Origin of the sequence: Kutzneria buriramensis (assembly GCF_003387475.1) — a bacterium.
Lineage (GTDB): Bacteria > Actinomycetota > Actinomycetes > Mycobacteriales > Pseudonocardiaceae > Kutzneria > Kutzneria buriramensis.
In genome coordinates this window covers 772,559-788,728 of record NZ_QUNO01000002.1, presented here as the reverse complement: position 1 = coordinate 788,728, position 16,170 = coordinate 772,559, and the positions used below count along the sequence as shown (strand labels likewise).

18 protein-coding genes are annotated in these 16,170 nt (G+C 71.7%); 5 read left to right on the top strand and 13 right to left on the bottom strand.

The features are described 5' to 3' along the window. Positions 1-33: 33 nt before the first annotated feature. Both trpB and trpA read left to right on the top strand, forming a co-directional pair. Positions 34-1,227 (top strand): tryptophan synthase subunit beta, encoded by a 1,194-nt coding sequence (gene trpB, locus BCF44_RS08200; RefSeq protein WP_116173503.1) that lies wholly within the window; start codon positions 34-36, stop codon positions 1,225-1,227. A 5-nt stretch (positions 1,228-1,232) separates the two neighbouring features. Beyond that, positions 1,233-2,024: a tryptophan synthase subunit alpha gene (gene trpA, locus BCF44_RS08195; protein WP_116173502.1), complete on the top strand. Its 792-nt coding sequence runs from the start codon at positions 1,233-1,235 to the stop codon at positions 2,022-2,024. On the opposite strand, the gene BCF44_RS08190 is transcribed toward trpA, so the two are convergent. The 9 genes from BCF44_RS08190 to BCF44_RS08150 form a co-directional block, all read right to left on the bottom strand. After that, positions 2,007-2,621 carry a cupredoxin domain-containing protein gene (locus BCF44_RS08190; protein WP_116173501.1) on the bottom strand — a complete coding sequence of 205 codons (615 nt, stop codon included), beginning with the start codon at positions 2,619-2,621 and terminating at the stop codon, positions 2,007-2,009. The genes trpA and BCF44_RS08190 overlap by 18 nt on opposite strands. Further along, positions 2,618-3,004 (bottom strand): hypothetical protein, encoded by a 387-nt coding sequence (locus BCF44_RS08185; protein ID WP_116173500.1) that lies wholly within the window; start codon positions 3,002-3,004, stop codon positions 2,618-2,620. The genes BCF44_RS08190 and BCF44_RS08185 overlap by 4 nt, the downstream gene beginning before the upstream one ends. 63 nt (positions 3,005-3,067) lie before the next feature. After that, complete coding sequence (locus BCF44_RS08180; RefSeq protein WP_116173499.1) at positions 3,068-3,970, bottom strand: cupredoxin domain-containing protein; 903 nt, start codon at positions 3,968-3,970, stop codon at positions 3,068-3,070. A gap of 24 nt (positions 3,971-3,994) precedes the next feature. Continuing rightward, a complete protein-coding gene (locus BCF44_RS08175; RefSeq protein WP_246014884.1) occupies positions 3,995-4,939 on the bottom strand; it encodes a copper resistance D family protein in 945 nt (314 codons plus the stop codon). Beyond that, on the bottom strand, positions 4,891-5,415 hold the full coding sequence (locus BCF44_RS08170; RefSeq protein WP_147328434.1) for a hypothetical protein: 525 nt from the start codon (positions 5,413-5,415) through the stop codon (positions 4,891-4,893). The genes BCF44_RS08175 and BCF44_RS08170 overlap by 49 nt, the downstream gene beginning before the upstream one ends. 115 nt (positions 5,416-5,530) lie before the next feature. Beyond that, positions 5,531-5,782, bottom strand: coding sequence for a PLDc N-terminal domain-containing protein (locus BCF44_RS08165; RefSeq protein WP_116173497.1), 252 nt, complete (start codon positions 5,780-5,782; stop codon positions 5,531-5,533). Between the two features lies 1 nt (position 5,783). Further along, positions 5,784-8,135 (bottom strand): glycoside hydrolase family 65 protein, encoded by a 2,352-nt coding sequence (locus tag BCF44_RS08160; protein ID WP_116173496.1) that lies wholly within the window; start codon positions 8,133-8,135, stop codon positions 5,784-5,786. Then, the gene (locus BCF44_RS08155; RefSeq protein ID WP_116173495.1) at positions 8,132-8,827 is read right to left on the bottom strand and encodes a beta-phosphoglucomutase family hydrolase; all 696 of its coding nucleotides are present in this window, start codon (positions 8,825-8,827) and stop codon (positions 8,132-8,134) included. Before BCF44_RS08155 ends, BCF44_RS08160 begins: the two co-directional genes overlap by 4 nt. Positions 8,828-8,840: 13 nt before the next feature. Next, entirely contained in the window at positions 8,841-9,101 is a 261-nt protein-coding gene (locus BCF44_RS08150; protein WP_147328433.1) for a DUF3040 domain-containing protein, read from the bottom strand. A gap of 135 nt (positions 9,102-9,236) precedes the next feature. Between BCF44_RS08150 and BCF44_RS08145 the strand changes: the two genes are divergently transcribed. Then, complete coding sequence (locus BCF44_RS08145) at positions 9,237-9,818, top strand: SRPBCC family protein (protein WP_116173493.1); 582 nt, start codon at positions 9,237-9,239, stop codon at positions 9,816-9,818. Between the two features lie 178 nt (positions 9,819-9,996). Here BCF44_RS08145 and BCF44_RS08140 read toward each other — a convergent pair whose 3' ends face one another. Beyond that, on the bottom strand, positions 9,997-11,193 hold the full coding sequence (locus BCF44_RS08140) for a sensor histidine kinase (protein ID WP_116173492.1): 1,197 nt from the start codon (positions 11,191-11,193) through the stop codon (positions 9,997-9,999). Between the two features lie 86 nt (positions 11,194-11,279). Between BCF44_RS08140 and BCF44_RS08135 the strand changes: the two genes are divergently transcribed. Further along, entirely contained in the window at positions 11,280-12,314 is a 1,035-nt protein-coding gene (locus tag BCF44_RS08135) for an acyltransferase family protein (protein WP_170217393.1), read from the top strand. Here BCF44_RS08135 and BCF44_RS08130 read toward each other — a convergent pair. The 3 genes from BCF44_RS08130 to BCF44_RS08120 form a co-directional block, all read right to left on the bottom strand. Continuing rightward, positions 12,289-13,107 (bottom strand): helix-turn-helix transcriptional regulator, encoded by an 819-nt coding sequence (locus tag BCF44_RS08130; RefSeq protein WP_116173490.1) that lies wholly within the window; start codon positions 13,105-13,107, stop codon positions 12,289-12,291. The genes BCF44_RS08135 and BCF44_RS08130 overlap by 26 nt on opposite strands. Before the next feature lie 27 nt (positions 13,108-13,134). Next, on the bottom strand, positions 13,135-14,166 hold the full coding sequence (locus tag BCF44_RS08125) for a hypothetical protein (protein WP_147328432.1): 1,032 nt from the start codon (positions 14,164-14,166) through the stop codon (positions 13,135-13,137). 77 nt (positions 14,167-14,243) lie between these two features. Beyond that, positions 14,244-14,987, bottom strand: a complete 744-nt coding sequence (locus tag BCF44_RS08120) for an ATP-binding protein (RefSeq protein WP_116173488.1) — start codon at positions 14,985-14,987, stop codon at positions 14,244-14,246. Between the two features lie 117 nt (positions 14,988-15,104). Between BCF44_RS08120 and BCF44_RS08115 the strand changes: the two genes are divergently transcribed. Further along, positions 15,105-16,124, top strand: a complete 1,020-nt coding sequence (locus tag BCF44_RS08115; RefSeq protein ID WP_147328431.1) for a glycosyltransferase — start codon at positions 15,105-15,107, stop codon at positions 16,122-16,124. The last annotated feature ends 46 nt before the right edge of the window (positions 16,125-16,170 follow it).

Below are 16,170 nucleotides of genomic sequence, written 5' to 3'. Positions count from 1 at the left end.
CCCATCCGTTCACCCGTAAGGACAAAACCCCATATGTTCTTCCATCCCGCCGTCGGCGACGGGACGGGCGCCTTCGGCCGCTTCGGCGGCCAGTACGTGCCCGAGGCCCTGGTCGCCGCGATCGACGAGCTCGCCGTCGCCTACGACAAGGCCCGTGGCGACGAGGATTTCGCCACGGAGCTCAACACCCTGCTGGCCGACTACGCCGGCCGGCCCACCCCGCTGACCGAGGTGCCGCGCTTCGCGGAGTCGGTCGGCGCGCGGGTCTTCCTCAAGCGGGAGGACCTCAACCACACCGGCTCGCACAAGCTGAACAACGCGCTGGGCCAGGCCTTGCTGGCCAAGCGCATGGGAAAGCCCCGCGTCATCGCGGAGACCGGCGCCGGCCAGCACGGCGTCGCGACGGCGACGGCCTGCGCGCTGCTGGGCATCGACTGCACCGTCTACATGGGAAAGCTCGACACCGAGCGGCAGGCGCTGAACGTGGCGCGGATGCGGATTCTCGGCGCGGAAGTGGTTTCCGTGCCGACCGGATCGGGCACGTTGAAGGACGCCATCAACGAGGCGTTCCGCGACTGGGTGGCCAATGTGGACTCCACCCACTACCTGTTCGGCACGGCCGCCGGCCCGCACCCTTTCCCGACGATCGTCCGTGACCTGCAACGGGTCATCGGCGTGGAGGCGCGGGAGCAGATCCAGCGCCGCACCGGGCAGTTGCCGGACGCCGTGCTGGCCTGCGTCGGCGGCGGCTCCAACGCGATCGGCGCGTTCCACCCGTTCCTGGACGACGACACGCGGCTGATCGGCTGCGAGGCGGCGGGTGACGGCGTCGAGACCGGCCGGCACGCGGCGACGTTCGCCGAGGGCCGGGTGGGTGTCCTGCACGGGTCCCGCTCGTACTTCCTCCAGGACGACGACGGTCAGACCATCGAGACGCACTCCATCTCCGCCGGCCTCGACTACGCCGGCGTCGGGCCGGAGCACTCGTATCTCAAGGACATCGGGCGCGCCGAGTACGTGCCGGTCACCGACGCCGAGGCGATGGACGCGATGCGGCTGCTGGCCCGGACCGAGGGCATCATCCCGGCGATCGAGTCCAGCCATGCGCTGGCCGGCGCGGTCAAGCTGGGGGCCTGCCTGGGCGACGTGGTGCTGATCAACCTGTCCGGCCGCGGCGACAAGGACATGGACACGGCCGCCAAGTACTTCGAGCTGGTGGGGGAGTGAGCCCTATGTCCTCCTTCAGTGGTTTCTCGCGCACCGAGAAGACCCTCGTCGGCTACCTGCCGGCCGGCTTCCCGACGGTCGACGGCGCGGTCCGAACGCTGACGGCGATGGCCGAAAGCGGGTGTGGAGCGCTGGAGATCGGCCTGCCGTACACGGATCCGGTGATGGACGGGCCGGCGATCCAGACCGCCGCGACGAAGGCGCTGGAGAACGGCACCCGCACCGAGGACGTGCTCCGCACGGTCGAACGGGTCGCCGCCGCCACCGGCGTGCCGATCTTCGTGATGACGTACTGGAATCCCATCGAGCAGTACGGGATCGACCGGTTCGCGCAGCGGCTCTCCGACGCCGGCGGGGCGGGCTGCGTGCTGCCGGACCTGCCGGTGCAGCACTCGCTGCCGTGGCGGGAGGTCGCCGACAAGCACGACCTCGCCGGCGTTTTCGTCGCCGCGCCGAGCTCGACGGACAAGCGGGTCGCCGAGATCGCCCGAGCCAGCACGGGATTCGTCTACGCGGCGTCGACCATGGGCGTCACCGGCATGCGGTCCGAGGTGAGCGGCCAGGACCTGGTGGCCAGAATCCGTGCGGCGACGGAACTTCCGGTGTTCGTGGGGCTGGGCGTGTCGAACGGCCGGCAGGCGGCGGAGGTGGCCTCCTTCGCGGACGGCGTGATCGTCGGTTCGGCGATCGTGCGGCGGATGCTCGACGCGCCGGATGTCGACACCGGCATCGCCGAGATCCGCACGCTCTGCGCCGAACTCGCCGACGGGACCCGCCGCCTAGTCGGCAGCCCGTGAGGCGATCAGCAGCAGACACAGCGTCGCCACCGCGGCGACCAGGCCGGCGACCAGCAGCATCGGGTCCAGACTGGACTGCTCGACCTGTGCCATCGCCGGCATCTCCTGCGTTGCCTGGGTGGGTGTCGGCGTAGGCATCGTGGTAGTGGTGAGAGGTGGCGCGCCCGTGGTCGGAGGCACGGCCTGGACGGGCGCGCCGCCGCCGACCGATCGGTGCGTGGCAGTGGTGGTGGGCACGGTCCGCTGCTGCGTTGTCGTCGGGGGCGCGGCCAGCACGGTGATCTGCGCCTTCATGTCGGGATGGATGGAACAGATGTAGGCGTACGTGCCGGCTTGGCCGAACGTGTACGTCCACGACTGTCCGGTGGACAGCGTCGGCGAGTGGAGCGGAACCGGGGCGCTCGTCGTGGTGACGTCGTGCGGCGCTTGATCCTGGTTGGTCCAGGTGACGGTGTCGCCGACGTGCACGGTGATCGCGGCCGGCGCGAACGCGTACTGCGCCATCGTGACGGCCTGCGTCGCGGCGACCGCCGGCGCGGGCGCCAGCACCGCCAGGAAAGGCAGCACCAGCAACGCGGAAAGCAGCCGGCGGGTCATCGGACGAACTCCGAAGCGGCGTCGACACGGATCCGGCGGCGGCCGGCGGCGACCGCCGTGCCGGTGGCGGCGAACACCACGCCGTCGTCGTCGACGTGCACGACGCGACCGGTCAACCGGAGGGTGTGCCGCCGGCCGCGCAGGTCGAGCCAGCCGGTGACGCGCAGTCGACGCCGATCCTCGACGGTGACCGTCGCGGTGATCAGGTCCGTCAGCGTCAGCGTGGTCTCGTCGGCGACGACCAGTTCGCCGCCGGTCGGCCGGATCCGTCGGTGCAGCAAGGGGAACGGCGTGCACTCGAGGGCGCAGCCGGCGAGTCGGTACGAGCCGGGAGGGGGCAGGGGAGTGCGCTCGCCGACCGGCAGCACCGCGGTGTCGGGCATGAGGGTCCTTTCGGTCCGGGGGAAGGGCCGCAGCGGGCCACGCTGACCGCTGCGGACCGCCGATCAGCAGGTCAGCTGGTTGAACACCGGCTCGAGCATGTTCTCCACCAACACGGTGTGCGTCTTGACGTACTGGTCCACGTTCAGCAGGTCGGTGACCTGCTGGCCTAGTGACTCGTCTAGGTGGGCCGCCTTGAGATGGGCCAGCAGCGGCGAGAGCACGTCCTTCACCGACTGGTCGGCGTCACCGTTGAGGACCGGCGTGAGCATGTTCTCGATCAGCACGGTGTGCGTCTTGATGTACTGGTCGAGGTTGAGCGCGTCGGTGACCTGCTGGCCGAGCGACTCCTCCAGGTGTGCCGCCTTGAGGTGGGCGATGAACGGGGCGAGCGCCTCCTTCACCGCGCATCCGCCGCCCGGGTTGGACGTCGGCATGGTCATCGTCGTCGTGGTGGTCGGCGGCGGGGTCGTGGTGGTGGTCGGGGGAGTCGAGCCCTGGACCGTGACGCTCGCCTTCATGTCCGGGTGCACGGCGCAGTAGTACGAGTACGTGCCGGCCTTGGTGAAGGTGTAGCTGAAGGTCTGGCCCTGTTGCAGGGTCGGCGACGCGAACTTCTCCGGCCCGTCGGTGACGGTCACCGTGTGCGGGGCGGTGTCCTCGTTGGTCCACGTCACCGTGTCCCCGATCGACACCGTGAGGCTGGCCGGGCTGAACGCATAGTTCTTGATGTCCACGGCGATCGCCGAGGACTCCGTGGCCGGCGAGTAGTGCGCGACGGCGGCCTTCTGCGCGTCCACCACCGAGGCGGGCAGGGCGGCCGTCTGGGCGACCGGTTCCGGGCTGGCCGTGCGCTGGTCATCCGCGCGCAGTGCGGTCAGCGCGAAGATCGATCCGGCCACGGCGAGCACCGCGAGCGTGGGCAGCAGCAGGCTGCGCCGGCGCGCGGACAGGGGCGGTTGGTCCACTTCGGTTTCCTTTCGGTGGGGACGTCAGCGGCCGGGACTGGCCGTGACGAGAACGCTCGCGGCGAGCAGGACGAACACCACGAGCACGGTCTCCGCGGTCACGGAGTAGACGAACGGCCGGACCGTGCGGGCGTCGCCGCGCAGCACGACGGCGAAGTCCAGCCGCCGCCCGACCCAGCTCTTGCTCGCCTGCGCCGCGGCGAGCACGACCGCGAACACACCGATCTTGACCAGCAGGATGTGGCCGTAGTTGGTGTGCAGCAGGGCGTTCAGCGATCCGAGCGAGTTCCAGGCGAGCACCGCGCCGGCCAGCACCACGGTGCCGACGCTGATCAGCGCCAGTCGCGAGTAGCGCGGTACCACCTGGGCCAGCTCGTCCGGCCGCCGGCGGGGCAGGACGCCGAACAGCAGCACCGCCAGGCCGCCGATCCACAGCGCCATGCCAAGCAGGTGCGCCAGGTCGGCGACCTCCACCAGCGCGGCGCCGGAGTCGGAGGTGTGCCCGGTCAGGCCGACCGCGCGCAGCAGGCCCAGCCCGACGGCGATCGCGCCGATCCGCCACGCCATCGACCGGGCGGCGTTCTCCTTGCGCTGCAACAGGTCCGCGAGCACCACGCCGCCGAGCACCCAGAGCAGCAGGATCACCAGCCAGACCCGGCCGAAGTCGGTGGCCAGCACCTTGGCCACCAGCGGCCAGCCGATCGGGCCGCCGCCGGCCCAGACGCCTTCGAGCACGATGGTGGCCAGCGCGCCGGCCACGCCGAGCAGCCAGCCGGTGACGATCACCCGTCGCGTGGCGCGCACGGCGCTGCCCGTCGGCCACAGCATGGCGACGAAGCCGCTGCCGCCGACGAACAGGGCGATGCCGAGGTAGTCGACGAGCCTGGCGAGCACGTACCAGGACCGTGCCGCGTCGACGTTCACCGCGTGGTGGTGGCGGTCGGCGTGGTGGTGGACGTCGTCGGGCACGAGCCGAGCAGCGAGTCCACCAGCGGCGGCAGGCCGACGCCGGAGACCACGGGGCCGAGCAGGGGAAGGCCCTGTACTCCGGTGGTGACCACGCCGACGACCTGCGGCACCAGCCCGGGCGTGCAGGTCGGCGCGCTGGTGGCGGTCGTGCCGGACGACGTGGTCGTCGGGGCCGCGGACGTGGCCGTCACGGTCGGCAGCGCCGCTGTCGTCGTTGCCGGGTAAGGGATGTCGCCTTGCTGGCCGCCGGTTCCGACGTAGCCGGCGGGCTGGTACCCGCCCTCACCGGGCTGGTCGCCACCGGGCGGGTCAGTGGCGGCGGGTGGTGCGGGCGTCGTGGTCGTCGGCGGCGCCGCGGCGGCGCTCGTGGTGTGGTGAAGGCCGAGCCCGGAGGCGAATCCCAGGAGCACGACCACCGATCCGACCAGGCTGGCCGCCACCACCTGCTCGCGTCGTAAGGAGATTCGTGTCGCCACGTGTCAGCTCCCCGCTGTCGCTGTGAGCCGGCGGACGGAGCGGACTGCTCCGTTCGTCCGTCGCTGTGCGCGTCACAGTGGAGCAGGGCGTGTATGGCGCTCGGTGACCGATCGATCACTGATCAGTAAAGCGGACCTCACCGTCGCGAAGATCGCCCGGTGAGGCTCGCCGGCCCCAGCCGAAGTAGGCGAGCGGCCCGACGAAGTTGACGCCGATCACCAGCGTCCACGCCCACTTCGGGCCGCGCACCCGGGCGGCCGGGCGGATCGCGAGATCCAGCCAGGCGGCCAGGGCCAGCAGGATCTGCACGAAGCCCAGCGCCGCCAGCTGACGCCGGCGGTGCGGGCTCAGGTCGTCCCAGCCCATGTCAGCCGTCCTCCTCCGTGGACGGGTCCCGTCGGCGTGGGGCCCGTCCCGGCGGCTGCCCGCTCGGCCGGACCCGCGGCGCCGGCGGAATCGCCAGCTCCTGCACGGTGTCCAGGCGCACCGTGTGTCCATGGTGGACGATCGTGAGCTCGTCGGGACCATCCACCTCGTACCGTGCGGTGTCCGGGGTGACGATCACGCGCAGCCGGGACTGCCGCTGCCGCACGGTGAACCGCAGCCGTGACAGGCCGGGCGGCAGGCGGGGCGTGAACGTCAGCATGCCGCCGTCCTGGCGCAGCCCGCCGAAGCCGAAGACCAGCGCGATCCACGCGCCGGCCAGCGACGCGATGTGCACGCCGTCGGAGGTGTTGTGCTCCAGGTCGGCGATGTCCATCAGCGCCGCCTCGGCGGTGTAGTCGTGGGCCAGCTGGAGCTGCCCGACCTCGGCCGCCACCACCGCCTGCACGCACGCCGACAGCGACGAGTCCCGCACGGTGATGCGCTCGTAGTAGTCGAAGTCGCGGGCCTTTTGCTCGGCGGTGAACTCCTCCGGGCACTGCATGATCGCCAGCACCAGGTCGGCCTGCTTGACCACCTGCTTGCGGTAGATGTCGAAGTACGGGTGGTGCAGCAGCAGCGGGTACTTCGAGCGGGCGAAGTCCCATTCCTGGTGCCGGGTGAAGCCGTCGGACTGCGGGTGCACGCCGAGCGAATCGTCGTACGGCACCATGACCGCCTTGGCGGCGTCGTGCCAGGCCGCCGCCTCCTCCTCGCCGACGCCCAGCTCGCGGGCCCGGTCCGGGAACCGGTGCACGTAGTCGTACGCGGCGAGCAGGTTCCGCTTGGCCATCAGGTTCGTGTAGACGTTGTTGTCCGCGATGGCGCTGTACTCGTCGGGGCCGGTCACGCCGTCGATGCAGAACCGGCCCTCGCTGTTGTGGTGCCCCAGCGACCGCCACAGCCGTGCGGTCTCCACCAGCAGCTCGATGCCGGCCGTGGCGGCGAAGTCCTCGTCGCCGGTCGCGCTCACGTAGCGGGTGACGGCCGCCGCGACGGCCGCGTTCAGGTGGAAGGCTGCCGTGCCGGCCGGCCAGTAGCCCGAGCACTCCGCGCCGGTGATCGTCCGCCACGGGAACGCCGCGCCCTCGAACCCCAGCTGCTTGGCGCGGTCCTGGGCCAGCGACAGGGTGTCGTGCCGCCACCACAGGGCATGCGCGACCGATTCCGGGTACGTGTAGGTGAGCACCGGCAGCACCAGCATCTCGGTGTCCCAGAACGCGTGCCCGTCGTAGCCGGGGCCGGTCAGGCCCTTCGCGGCGATCGCCCGCCGCTCGCCCCGCGCCCCGGCCTGCAACACGTGGAACAGGGCGAACCGGACCGCCTGCTGGATCTCGGCGTCGCCGTCCACCTCGACGTCGGCGTCCCGCCAGAACGCGTCCAGGAACTCCCGCTGCTCGGCTTGCAGGGCCTCCCAGCCGGTGACCTTGGCCGCGGCCAGCGCCGCCTCGACCTGGTCGCGCAGCGCCGGCACGGACCGGGTGCTCGACCAGCCGTAGGCGACGAACTTGGCGAAGCCGAGCTGCTTGCCGGGAGCCAGCCGGGCGCCGACGGAGAACCTGCCCAGGTCAGGCTCCACCTCGGTCCGGAACGGCAGGTCGTCGTCGCCGAACACGACGTGGTCCATCGCTGCCGCGACACCCAGCCCGCTGTGTTCGATGCGGTGCACCAGAACCGCTTTCGCGTCGCTGGACGCGTGCAGGACCGCATTCATCGGATGCTCGAGCACCGCCGCCGAGCGCGGGTCGTCAGACTGGGTGGGCAGCTCCTCGTTGGCGATCAGCTCCGACTGGATCACCACCCGCACCGGCTGGTCGACGGCCTCCACCTCGTAGCCGATCGCCGCCACGGCCCGCTGCGTGAACGACACCAGGCGGGTGGAGCGGACCTTCACGGCCTTGCCGGCGGGCGAGACCCAGTGGATCTCGCGGACCAGCGTGCCGTTGCGGAAGTCCAGGGTGCGCTCATGGCTGACGGTGGTGCCGTAGCGCAGGTCCAGCGGCTCGTCGTCGACCAGCAGCCGGATCAGCTTGCCGTTGGTGACGTTGATGACCGTCTGGCTGGACTCGGGGTTGCCGTAGCCGCGCTCCGCGTACGGCAGCGGCCGCACCTCGTGCACGCCGTTGAGGTAGCTGCCGGGCAGCGCGTGCGGCTCGCCCTCGTCCAGGTTGCCGCGCCAGCCGATGTGGCCGTTGGACAGCGCGAACAGCGACTCGCTCTGCGCCAGCAGGTCCAGGTTCAGCGTGCACTCGCGCAGCCGCCAGGGCTCGACCAGGAAGTCCGGGTTCGGGATCACAGCAGATCCGCCAGGTCCTTGACGACGATGTCGGCGCCGTGGTCACGCAGCGCGTCCGCCTGGCCGACCCGGTCGACGCCGACCACGAACCCGAAGGCGCCGGCCCGGCCCGCCGCGACGCCGGCCAGCGCGTCCTCGAACACCACCGCCTGCCCCGGCTCCGCGCCGAGTTCCTTGGCGGCGGCGAGGAACGTGTCCGGCGCGGGCTTGCCCTTGAGCCGCCGCACGGCCGACACGATTCCATCCACCTGCGCCTGGAAGTACCCGTCCAGCCCGGCGGCGGTGAGCACCTCGGTGGTGTTGGCGCTGGAGGAGACGACCGCGCGGGGGATGCCGGCCGCGACGGCGGCGTCCAGGTACTGCCGCGAGCCCTCGTACGCCTCCACGCCGTCCTTGCGGATCAGCTCCTGGACCAGGTCGTTCTTGTGGTTGCCGATCCTGCGCACCAGGTCGTCGTCGAACGCGATGCCGCGGGCGGACAGGAAGGAGCGGACGCCGTCCTCACGCGGCTTGCCGTCCACGTACTCGTCGTAGTCCTCGACGGGGTCGAACGGGACATAGGGTTCGCCACGGCCGGCGAGGAACTCGTCGAACGCCTGCTGCCACGCCTTCGCGTGCACCACGGCGGTCTTGGTCAGCACGCCGTCCATGTCGAACAGCAGTGCCCTGGTGGAGTCCGGGACACCGAGCACGGATCACGCTCCCTCAGCTGCGCCTCCGGGTGCGGTGCTTGATCAGCAGGCCGGAGCCGACGGCCGCCATCGCGAAACCCCAGATGGCGAGCGTGCCGCTCGCGCACACGCAGCCCAGCACGAACAGTGCGAGGCCGAGAATACCCGCGGACACCACCAGCCACCTCTTGCGCACGACCCAGTCCACGGACAGCCGGTTGGCCAGCCGGGGATCGTCGTTGCGCAGTCGTCGTTCGATCTCCTCCAGCTGGCGGCGCTCGTTCTGGCTCAACATCGACAGCTCCACTTCACCCGCCGGTCCGGCGCCCGGACCACTGCGTCCTGGGTACCGCGTCCCGGGCTAGGGAAAACGCGAGATTGACGGCCGAAATGCCGGGTATCCGACCGGTGGACGAGAGGAGCCCGAGCGATGACCACCATCGAGAAGTCCGTCGATGTGCGCGTCCCCGTGCGCACCGCGTACAACCAGTGGACCCAGTTCGAGTCCTTCCCGTACTTCATGGAGGGCGTGGACCGGGTCATCCAGCTCGACGACCGCAGGCTGCACTGGGAGACCACCATCGCCGGCGCCCACCGCGAGTTCGACACCGAGATCACCGAGCAGCACCCGGACGAGCGCGTCGCCTGGCACACGGTCGAGGGACCCTCGCACGGCGGCGTGGTCACCTTCCACCGCCTCGACGAGCACTCCACGCGGGTCAGCCTCCAGATGGAGTACGAGCCCGACACGCTGACCGAGAAGGCCGGCGCGGCGCTGGGCATCGTGGGCGGCCGGATCAGCGGCGACCTCCAGCGGTTCAAGCAGTACATCGAGGAGCAGGGGCACGAGACCGGCGCGTGGCGCGGCGAGATCGACGCCCCGCCGCAGACCCCGGTGCCGCACCCGCCGCCGCCCGACCACGATCCCGGCCAGCACGACCCGGCGGTGATGGACGACCAGCCGATCTTCCCCGGCATGCCGGGCCCCGTGAACCCCTGGATCCGGCCGTGACAGTGTCCTTGCCGCGCGTTCCGCGCGGGGGCGAGGCCGCTCGTGACCGGTGCCTCGCCCTTGCTGGATTTCGAACGCCGCATCAGCCCGTTGGTGGGTGCGTCGGGTGGCGGCGATCGAAATCCAGCAACCGTGCGAAGCACCGGCGCGGCCTCGCGGCCCTGCCGGAATCAAAGCGCTAGCCCGCGACGACGATCCTGACGACGGTAGGCCCGCCGGCGGGGCTGGTGACGTCCAGGACACCGTCGAAGACGGCGAGGCGACGGCGTAGACCGGCCAGCCCCCCGGTCCTGGTCGAATCGCCTTCGACGACCCCGCCGCGGCCGTCGTCCGTCACCTCGATGACGATGCCGTCGTGCTGGGCGATGGAGATCCGGACGTGCGTGGCCCGGGCGTGTTTGGCGGCGTTGGTGAGGAGCTCGGCGATCGCGAAGTACAGCGCCGATTCGACCGGCGGTTCCAGGCGCAGCACGAGATCCGCCTCGACGGTGACGTCCAGCGGGCTGTCCAGGGCCAGCGCGCGGACGGCGTCGACCAGGCCGCGTTCGGTCAGCACCGGTGGGGAGATTCCCCTTACCAGGTCACGGAGTTCGGTCAGCGACGCCGCCGCGCCGGCCCGCGCCTCGCGCAGCAGCCGCACGGCCTGGTCCGGGTTGGTCCGCATCAACCTCTCCGCGGTGGCCAGGGACATGCCCAGCGCCACCAACCGCGCCTGGGCGCCGTCGTGCAGGTCCCGCTCGATGCGACGGAGTTCGGCGGCCTGCGCGACGGTCGTGTCGGCACGCTGCGCGGTGAGCTCCTCCACGCGCTCGGTCGCAGGCGGACGCAGGAAACGCGACGCTGGAACGACGATCCGCCAGGCGTAGGGCGAACTGGCGATCGTCACGATCACGCCCGGCACCGGATTGACGAAGACCGCCAACACGATGCCGCCGAACGGAATCGCGGCGACCAGGCCGACCGCTGGTGCGATCGCCACGAACCGCAGGTCGCGCCAGCCGGCCGGGTCGGTGAAACGAGTCCGCCACCAGAGCTCCTGCCGGGCGTCCCGCCTCGTCCTCGAATAGGAGTACCCGTTCCACCAGAAGCCGGTGGACAGCTCCGTCACGGCACCGAGCCGGCGGTAGCCGTCGGGGATCACGGTGCCGGTCCAGCGACCCACCAGGGAGCGGAACATCCGGCACACCGGCCGGGCCAGCAGCACCGTGCCGATGGCGGCCCAGACGAACGGCGCGATCCACGACCACGGGTTGCCGCCCCACCAGATCCACAGCCCCACGGCGGCGGCCCAGACGGCCGGCACCAGCATGCTGACGCCCACCAGCGCGCACGACTGCGCGAACCCCAGACCGGCGGACACCACCCACTTCCTCATGGGAGAACTCTGCATCAGCGGTGCGGCGTTTCGACCGAGGGCCCACCCCGATCGGGTGGCGGCCGCCGTCGCTATGGTCCCCCCTCGTGACGACGAACCACCGCGGCAACGCCTTCGACCTGCTACGCCTGGTGGCGGCGCTGCTGGTGGTGGTCGGCCACAGCTGGGTGATGACCGGCCACGAGGACCCGCTGACGTTCCTGTCCGGCACCAACGCCGGCGACCTCGGCGTGGGTGTGTTCTTCCTGCTCAGCGGCTTCCTGGTGTCCGGCAGCTGGCTGGCCGACCCGTCGCTGAAGCGGTTCGCGGCCCGCCGCGCGCTGCGCATCTACCCCGCGTACGCGCTGGTCGTGGCGGCCCTGGCGCTGGTGCTGGGCCCGCTGGTGACCCGCCTGAGCGTCGGCGCGTACTACGCCAGCGGCGGCACGTGGAAGTTCTTGGCCGGCAACCTGGCGATCATCCCCGTCCAGTTCACCCTCCCCGGGGTGTTCGAGGGCAACCCGTACCCGAACGCGGTCGACGGCTCGCTCTGGACGATCCGCGTCGAGGTGCTGTGCTACGTCGGCGTCGCGGTGCTGGGCCTGGCCGGCCTGCTGCGCCGCCGATGGGCGCTCGCGGCCGTCGCGGCGCTGCTGTACGTGGTGGCGCTGATCGTCGAGGCGACCGGCTATCACGGCGTGCTGCTGCCGGGGGCGCTCGATTACCAGGCGGCGGTGCCGATCGCGTACTTCGGCGTCGGCATGGCGTACCGGGAGTTCGTCGGCGCGAACCCGCCACCCTGGTGGACGCTGGCGCTGGGGGCCGTAGCCTGGGCGGCGCTGTGGTTCACGCCGGCCGCGCCAGTGGGGGCGCTGGTGTTCGTAGCGGCCCTCACATTCACGATCGCCTTCCGCGCCCCGACCGCCCTGCACCACCCGACCGGCGGCTATGACCTGTCGTACGGCACCTACCTGCTGGCGTTCCCCGTCCAGCAGCTGCTGCACGGGCTGCCGTCGGTGATCAACGCGCTGCTCACCGCGGTGATCGTGCTGGCGCTGGCCGCGCTGAGCTGGCGGTTCGTCGAGCAGCCGGCGCTGCGCCACAAGCCGTCCCGACCTAGGCTGGCGACTGCCCAGAGATGATGTCGTCAGCGGTGAGGGCGGCCAGCGCGGCGGCACTGGCGGTGCCGGCCTCGGCGTGGAACACCACCAGCGTCAGCGAGGTGCTGGCGATGGGCAGCTTCTCGCTGTGCAGGTCCAGCCGCCCGGCCACCGGGTGCGCGAAGTGGACCATGTGCCCGGCGCGGGCCTTCACGTCGTGCCGCGCCCACAGCTCGCGGAACCGCTCGCTGCGTTCGGACAGGTGGTCGACCAGTTCCCGCAGGCCCGGGTCGTCCAGCTCCGCCCCGAACGAGGCCCGCAGGACGGCCACGCCGTCGGCGACGGTCTCGTCCCAGTCCAGCCGGAACTCCCGCTCGAACGGGTCCAGGAACACGGTCGTGATCAGGTTGACGCCGACGGCGTAGCACCCGCCCAGCGCCTTGGCGGCGGTGTTCGCGGCGACCACGTTCGTCAGCCGGTCCTGCACGTACGCGGGCGTGCCCGGCCAGCTGTCGATCAGCTGGAGGATGCTGGCCGGCACCTGGTCGGAACGGCGCGGCGACACCGGCCGGGCCAGCTCGTGCAGGTAGGCGGTGGCCTCCGGGTCCAGCCGCAGCACGGTGGCCAGCGCGTCCAGCACCTGGCCGGACGGGTGCTGGTCCCGGCCCTGCTCCAGCCGCATGTAGTAGTCGCTGCTGATGCCGGCCAGCAGGGCCAGCTCCTCCCGGCGCAGCCCCCGCACCCGCCGCCGGCCGCCGCCCGCGGGCAGGCCGACGTCGGCGGGCCGGATCTGCTCGCGCCGGGCCCGCAGGTAGTCGCCGAGGCGGTGTGGCACGTTCCGACTCTACCCAGAGCTGGGAAGTCAGAAGCCGGCCGACCGATACGCCGAGTAGTCGAGCGGCGGTGCGACGTCCACCTGGTCGCACTGCGGGGCGTTGGCCCGGGTCTTGGGCCACTGGGTGAGGTACAGGATCTGCCGGCCGGAGTCCTTGCTGGCCTTGGCGAAGCCGTCCGCGGCGGCCGGGTCGTTGTAGTAGGACTCGCCGATGATGATCGGCTGCGTCCGGTAGCCCTGGCGGCGCAGCTGCTGGTCGTCGCCGACGAACTGGTTGTACTCGTCGCCGTAGACGTGGATGTCGAACGCCGGCGGCGGAGTGTCGCCGTAGACCTTGCCGACGTTGGGGACCTGGCCGGGATCGTTGCTGTTGGCGGAGAATCCCACGCTGTCGGCGGGCCCGTACCTCGCGGTGTAGTCCCGCCACATCTGCTGGTCGTAGCGGACGACCGCGCTCTGCCCGGTGGACGGCGTCAGCTCGTTGCCCAGGTCGATCCGGTACGGCATCCCGGCCGCCTTCACCAGGTCGTGGACCTTCTGCACGAGCTGCCAGTTCTCGTCGTACAGGCTCTGCTGCCAGCCGTCCCAGCCGCCGGGGTTGCTGGGCGACAGCGGGTTCATCGCGACCGTGACCTCGGCGAAGCCGGCCGCCTTCACCGCGGCCAGCAGATCGGAAAGATTCTTCATATCCGGCTGGGACAGCGTGCCGCCGGAGGAGTCCATCACCGCGCCGGACTCGGCGCCGTGGTGGTGGAACACGCCGATGGTGAGCCGGCCCTGGCCGGCGGCGCGCATCTGCCCGAGCTGGTAGCGGATCAGGTCCGGCGCCTTGGCGAAGCCGTTGATGACGTCGTACGGCTCGCGGTAGCAGCCGTTGAGGTAGTAGAAGTCGTAGTTGGAGCCGCCGGCAGCGGCGGCGGCCGGCAGCGGCGGCGTGGGCGCGGGTGGTGGCGGCGGTGACTGATCGGCGCCGGCGCTGCCGGTCGGAACAGTGGCGACCGGGATCGCGGCGGCGGCGAGCAGCAGCACGGACAGGGTCAGGACGCGCCCGGTTCTCATGGCGACCTCCTCCGCGTGGATCACCAGCGTCGCACCACCGTCCGAATTGGACCGGCGGGGAGCGGTCCAATTCACCGTTACGGGTGAGGCGCGGCCAGCACCGCCCAGACCACCTTGCCGCCGCCCCAGGTGGGCGTGAAACCCCAGGTCCGGGCGAGGGCGTCGATCATGAACACGCCCCGGCCGCCGGTCGGCGCGAGGCCGACGCTGCGGTGCTCGGGCGGCGCGGGGTGGTCGTCGCGGACGGCGATCGTGAGCACCCCGCGGCGCAGCTCCAGCCGCACCAGCGCGCGGGACTTCCCGTGCCGCACCGCGTTCTCCACGAGTTCGGAGGCGACGACGCGGGCGTCGTCGGCGAGACCGTCGGCCTGCCAGGCCACGCAGGTGTCGGTGACGAAACGCCGCGCCAGCGCGGCACTTGTGGCATCGGCGGGCAGGTCGATCTCCGCGTGGCGCCGCGGCGGCATGCCGCCGAGGGACCGCAGGGCCTCGGCAACCGAGGGCAGCGTCGGCACCGTGCGGTCCAAAGCGCTGCGGCGCAACAGGTCCCGCATCGGACCCTCGCCCACGGCCAGCACCAGCAGCACCCCCGGCCACTCGGCGGCCCGGCGGGCCAGCGTCTGGAACACACCCAGCGCGACCGGCGCGGCGACGGTGGCGCCGTCCAGCTCGACGATCACCCCGGACGGCTCGTCGGCCAGACACTTCAGCAGCGCGGACCGCAGGTGCGGCACCGAGCGCATCCCGAGCTCACCCGCCAGCCGGACGATCGTGGCCTTCCCGTGCCGCACCACGTCGACCGTGAGTTCTGGGCTCGTCATTTCGGTTTGGGGCTCACCTCCGCGCGGAGACTACCCCGCCGCGCGCGGCCTACACCTGGACACTCCCGGCGTCCCGAAAGGACAGGTTTGCGCCGCTGCCGCAACGGAAAGCCCTCGGTGGTGAGAGTGTCCATGGTCGGCGAGCCCTCGCCGCAGCTCGCCGCGCTGGAGGCGGCGCTGAGCGCGCTGGGACACGAGGTCGCCGTGCACGGTCACGACGGCGTCGACGCCGACCTCGTGGACCGGCTGCGCGACGCCTGGACGACGGAGCCGCCGGAGGTCGTGCACGCTCACTCCTGGCTGTCCGGCATGGCGAGCGTGCTGGCCGTCGGCGCCCGGCCCGTCGCCAAGGTGCTGTCCGTGCCGATGCCCGGCAGCCTGGACGCGGAGGTGCAGCGGCTGGAACGCCTGGTGTGCCGTCGGGTCGACCGCGTGCTGGCCCCCGGCAGCGCGCAGGTACGCCGGATGGCGGCGCTGGGCGTGCCGCGCAGCCAGATCTCGGTGGTGCCGCCGGGGGTGGACGTCGAGCGGTTCACCCCGCACGGTCCGAGCCCGGGCAGGGGGGCCGTGCACCGGCTGCTGGCCGTCGGGGATCTGGTCGTGCACAACCGGTTCGACCTCCCGATCAGCGTGTTGGGCGTGCTCGGCGACACCGAGCTGGTCGTCGCCGGCGGGCCGTTGCGCCGCAACCCGGAGGCCAAGCGCTTGCTGCGGTGCGCCAAGCACTACGGCGTGCAGGACCGGCTCCACCTCCTCGGGCCGGTCGACGACATGCCGGCGCTGTACCGGTCCGCCGACATCGTGGTGTGCCCGCCGGCCCGCAGCGCCTTCGGCACCGTGGCGTTGGAGGCGATGGCCTGCGGCGTGCCGGTGATCGCGTCGGCGGTCGGCGGGCTGGCCGACACCGTGGTCAACGAGGTGACCGGTCTGCTGGTGCCGCCGTTGCGTCCGGCCGATCTGGTGCGTGCGGTTCGCCACACGCTGGCGGATGCCGCGCTGCGCGAGGCGTTCGGCGCGGCGGGGCGGGACCGGGCGTGTGCGCGATTTTCGTGGGAACGGGTAGCCGCGGACACGGCACGGGCCTACGCTCGCGCGGCATACGGCGCCGCCCCCGCCTTGCAACGATCTTGCCGCTGACGCTGACGCTGCGGTACAGCTGTACCGCTCGCGTGGGGAGAGGAGT

What these genes read in the sequence shown, in the direction of transcription:
- BCF44_RS08120 (WP_116173488.1), bottom strand. Translation starts at nt 14,987, where the DNA reads ATGACGAGCCCAGAACTCACGGTCGACGTGGTGCGGCACGGGAAGGCC.
- BCF44_RS08145 (WP_116173493.1), top strand. Translation starts at nt 9,237, where the DNA reads ATGACCACCATCGAGAAGTCCGTCGATGTGCGCGTCCCCGTGCGCACC.
- BCF44_RS08140 (WP_116173492.1), bottom strand. Translation starts at nt 11,193, where the DNA reads ATGAGGAAGTGGGTGGTGTCCGCCGGTCTGGGGTTCGCGCAGTCGTGC.
- trpB (WP_116173503.1), top strand. Translation starts at nt 34, where the DNA reads ATGTTCTTCCATCCCGCCGTCGGCGACGGGACGGGCGCCTTCGGCCGC.
- BCF44_RS08190 (WP_116173501.1), bottom strand. Translation starts at nt 2,621, where the DNA reads ATGACCCGCCGGCTGCTTTCCGCGTTGCTGGTGCTGCCTTTCCTGGCG.
- trpA (WP_116173502.1), top strand. Translation starts at nt 1,233, where the DNA reads ATGTCCTCCTTCAGTGGTTTCTCGCGCACCGAGAAGACCCTCGTCGGC.
- BCF44_RS08165 (WP_116173497.1), bottom strand. Translation starts at nt 5,782, where the DNA reads ATGGGCTGGGACGACCTGAGCCCGCACCGCCGGCGTCAGCTGGCGGCG.
- BCF44_RS08185 (WP_116173500.1), bottom strand. Translation starts at nt 3,004, where the DNA reads ATGCCCGACACCGCGGTGCTGCCGGTCGGCGAGCGCACTCCCCTGCCC.
- BCF44_RS08125 (WP_147328432.1), bottom strand. Translation starts at nt 14,166, where the DNA reads ATGAGAACCGGGCGCGTCCTGACCCTGTCCGTGCTGCTGCTCGCCGCC.
- BCF44_RS08150 (WP_147328433.1), bottom strand. Translation starts at nt 9,101, where the DNA reads ATGTTGAGCCAGAACGAGCGCCGCCAGCTGGAGGAGATCGAACGACGA.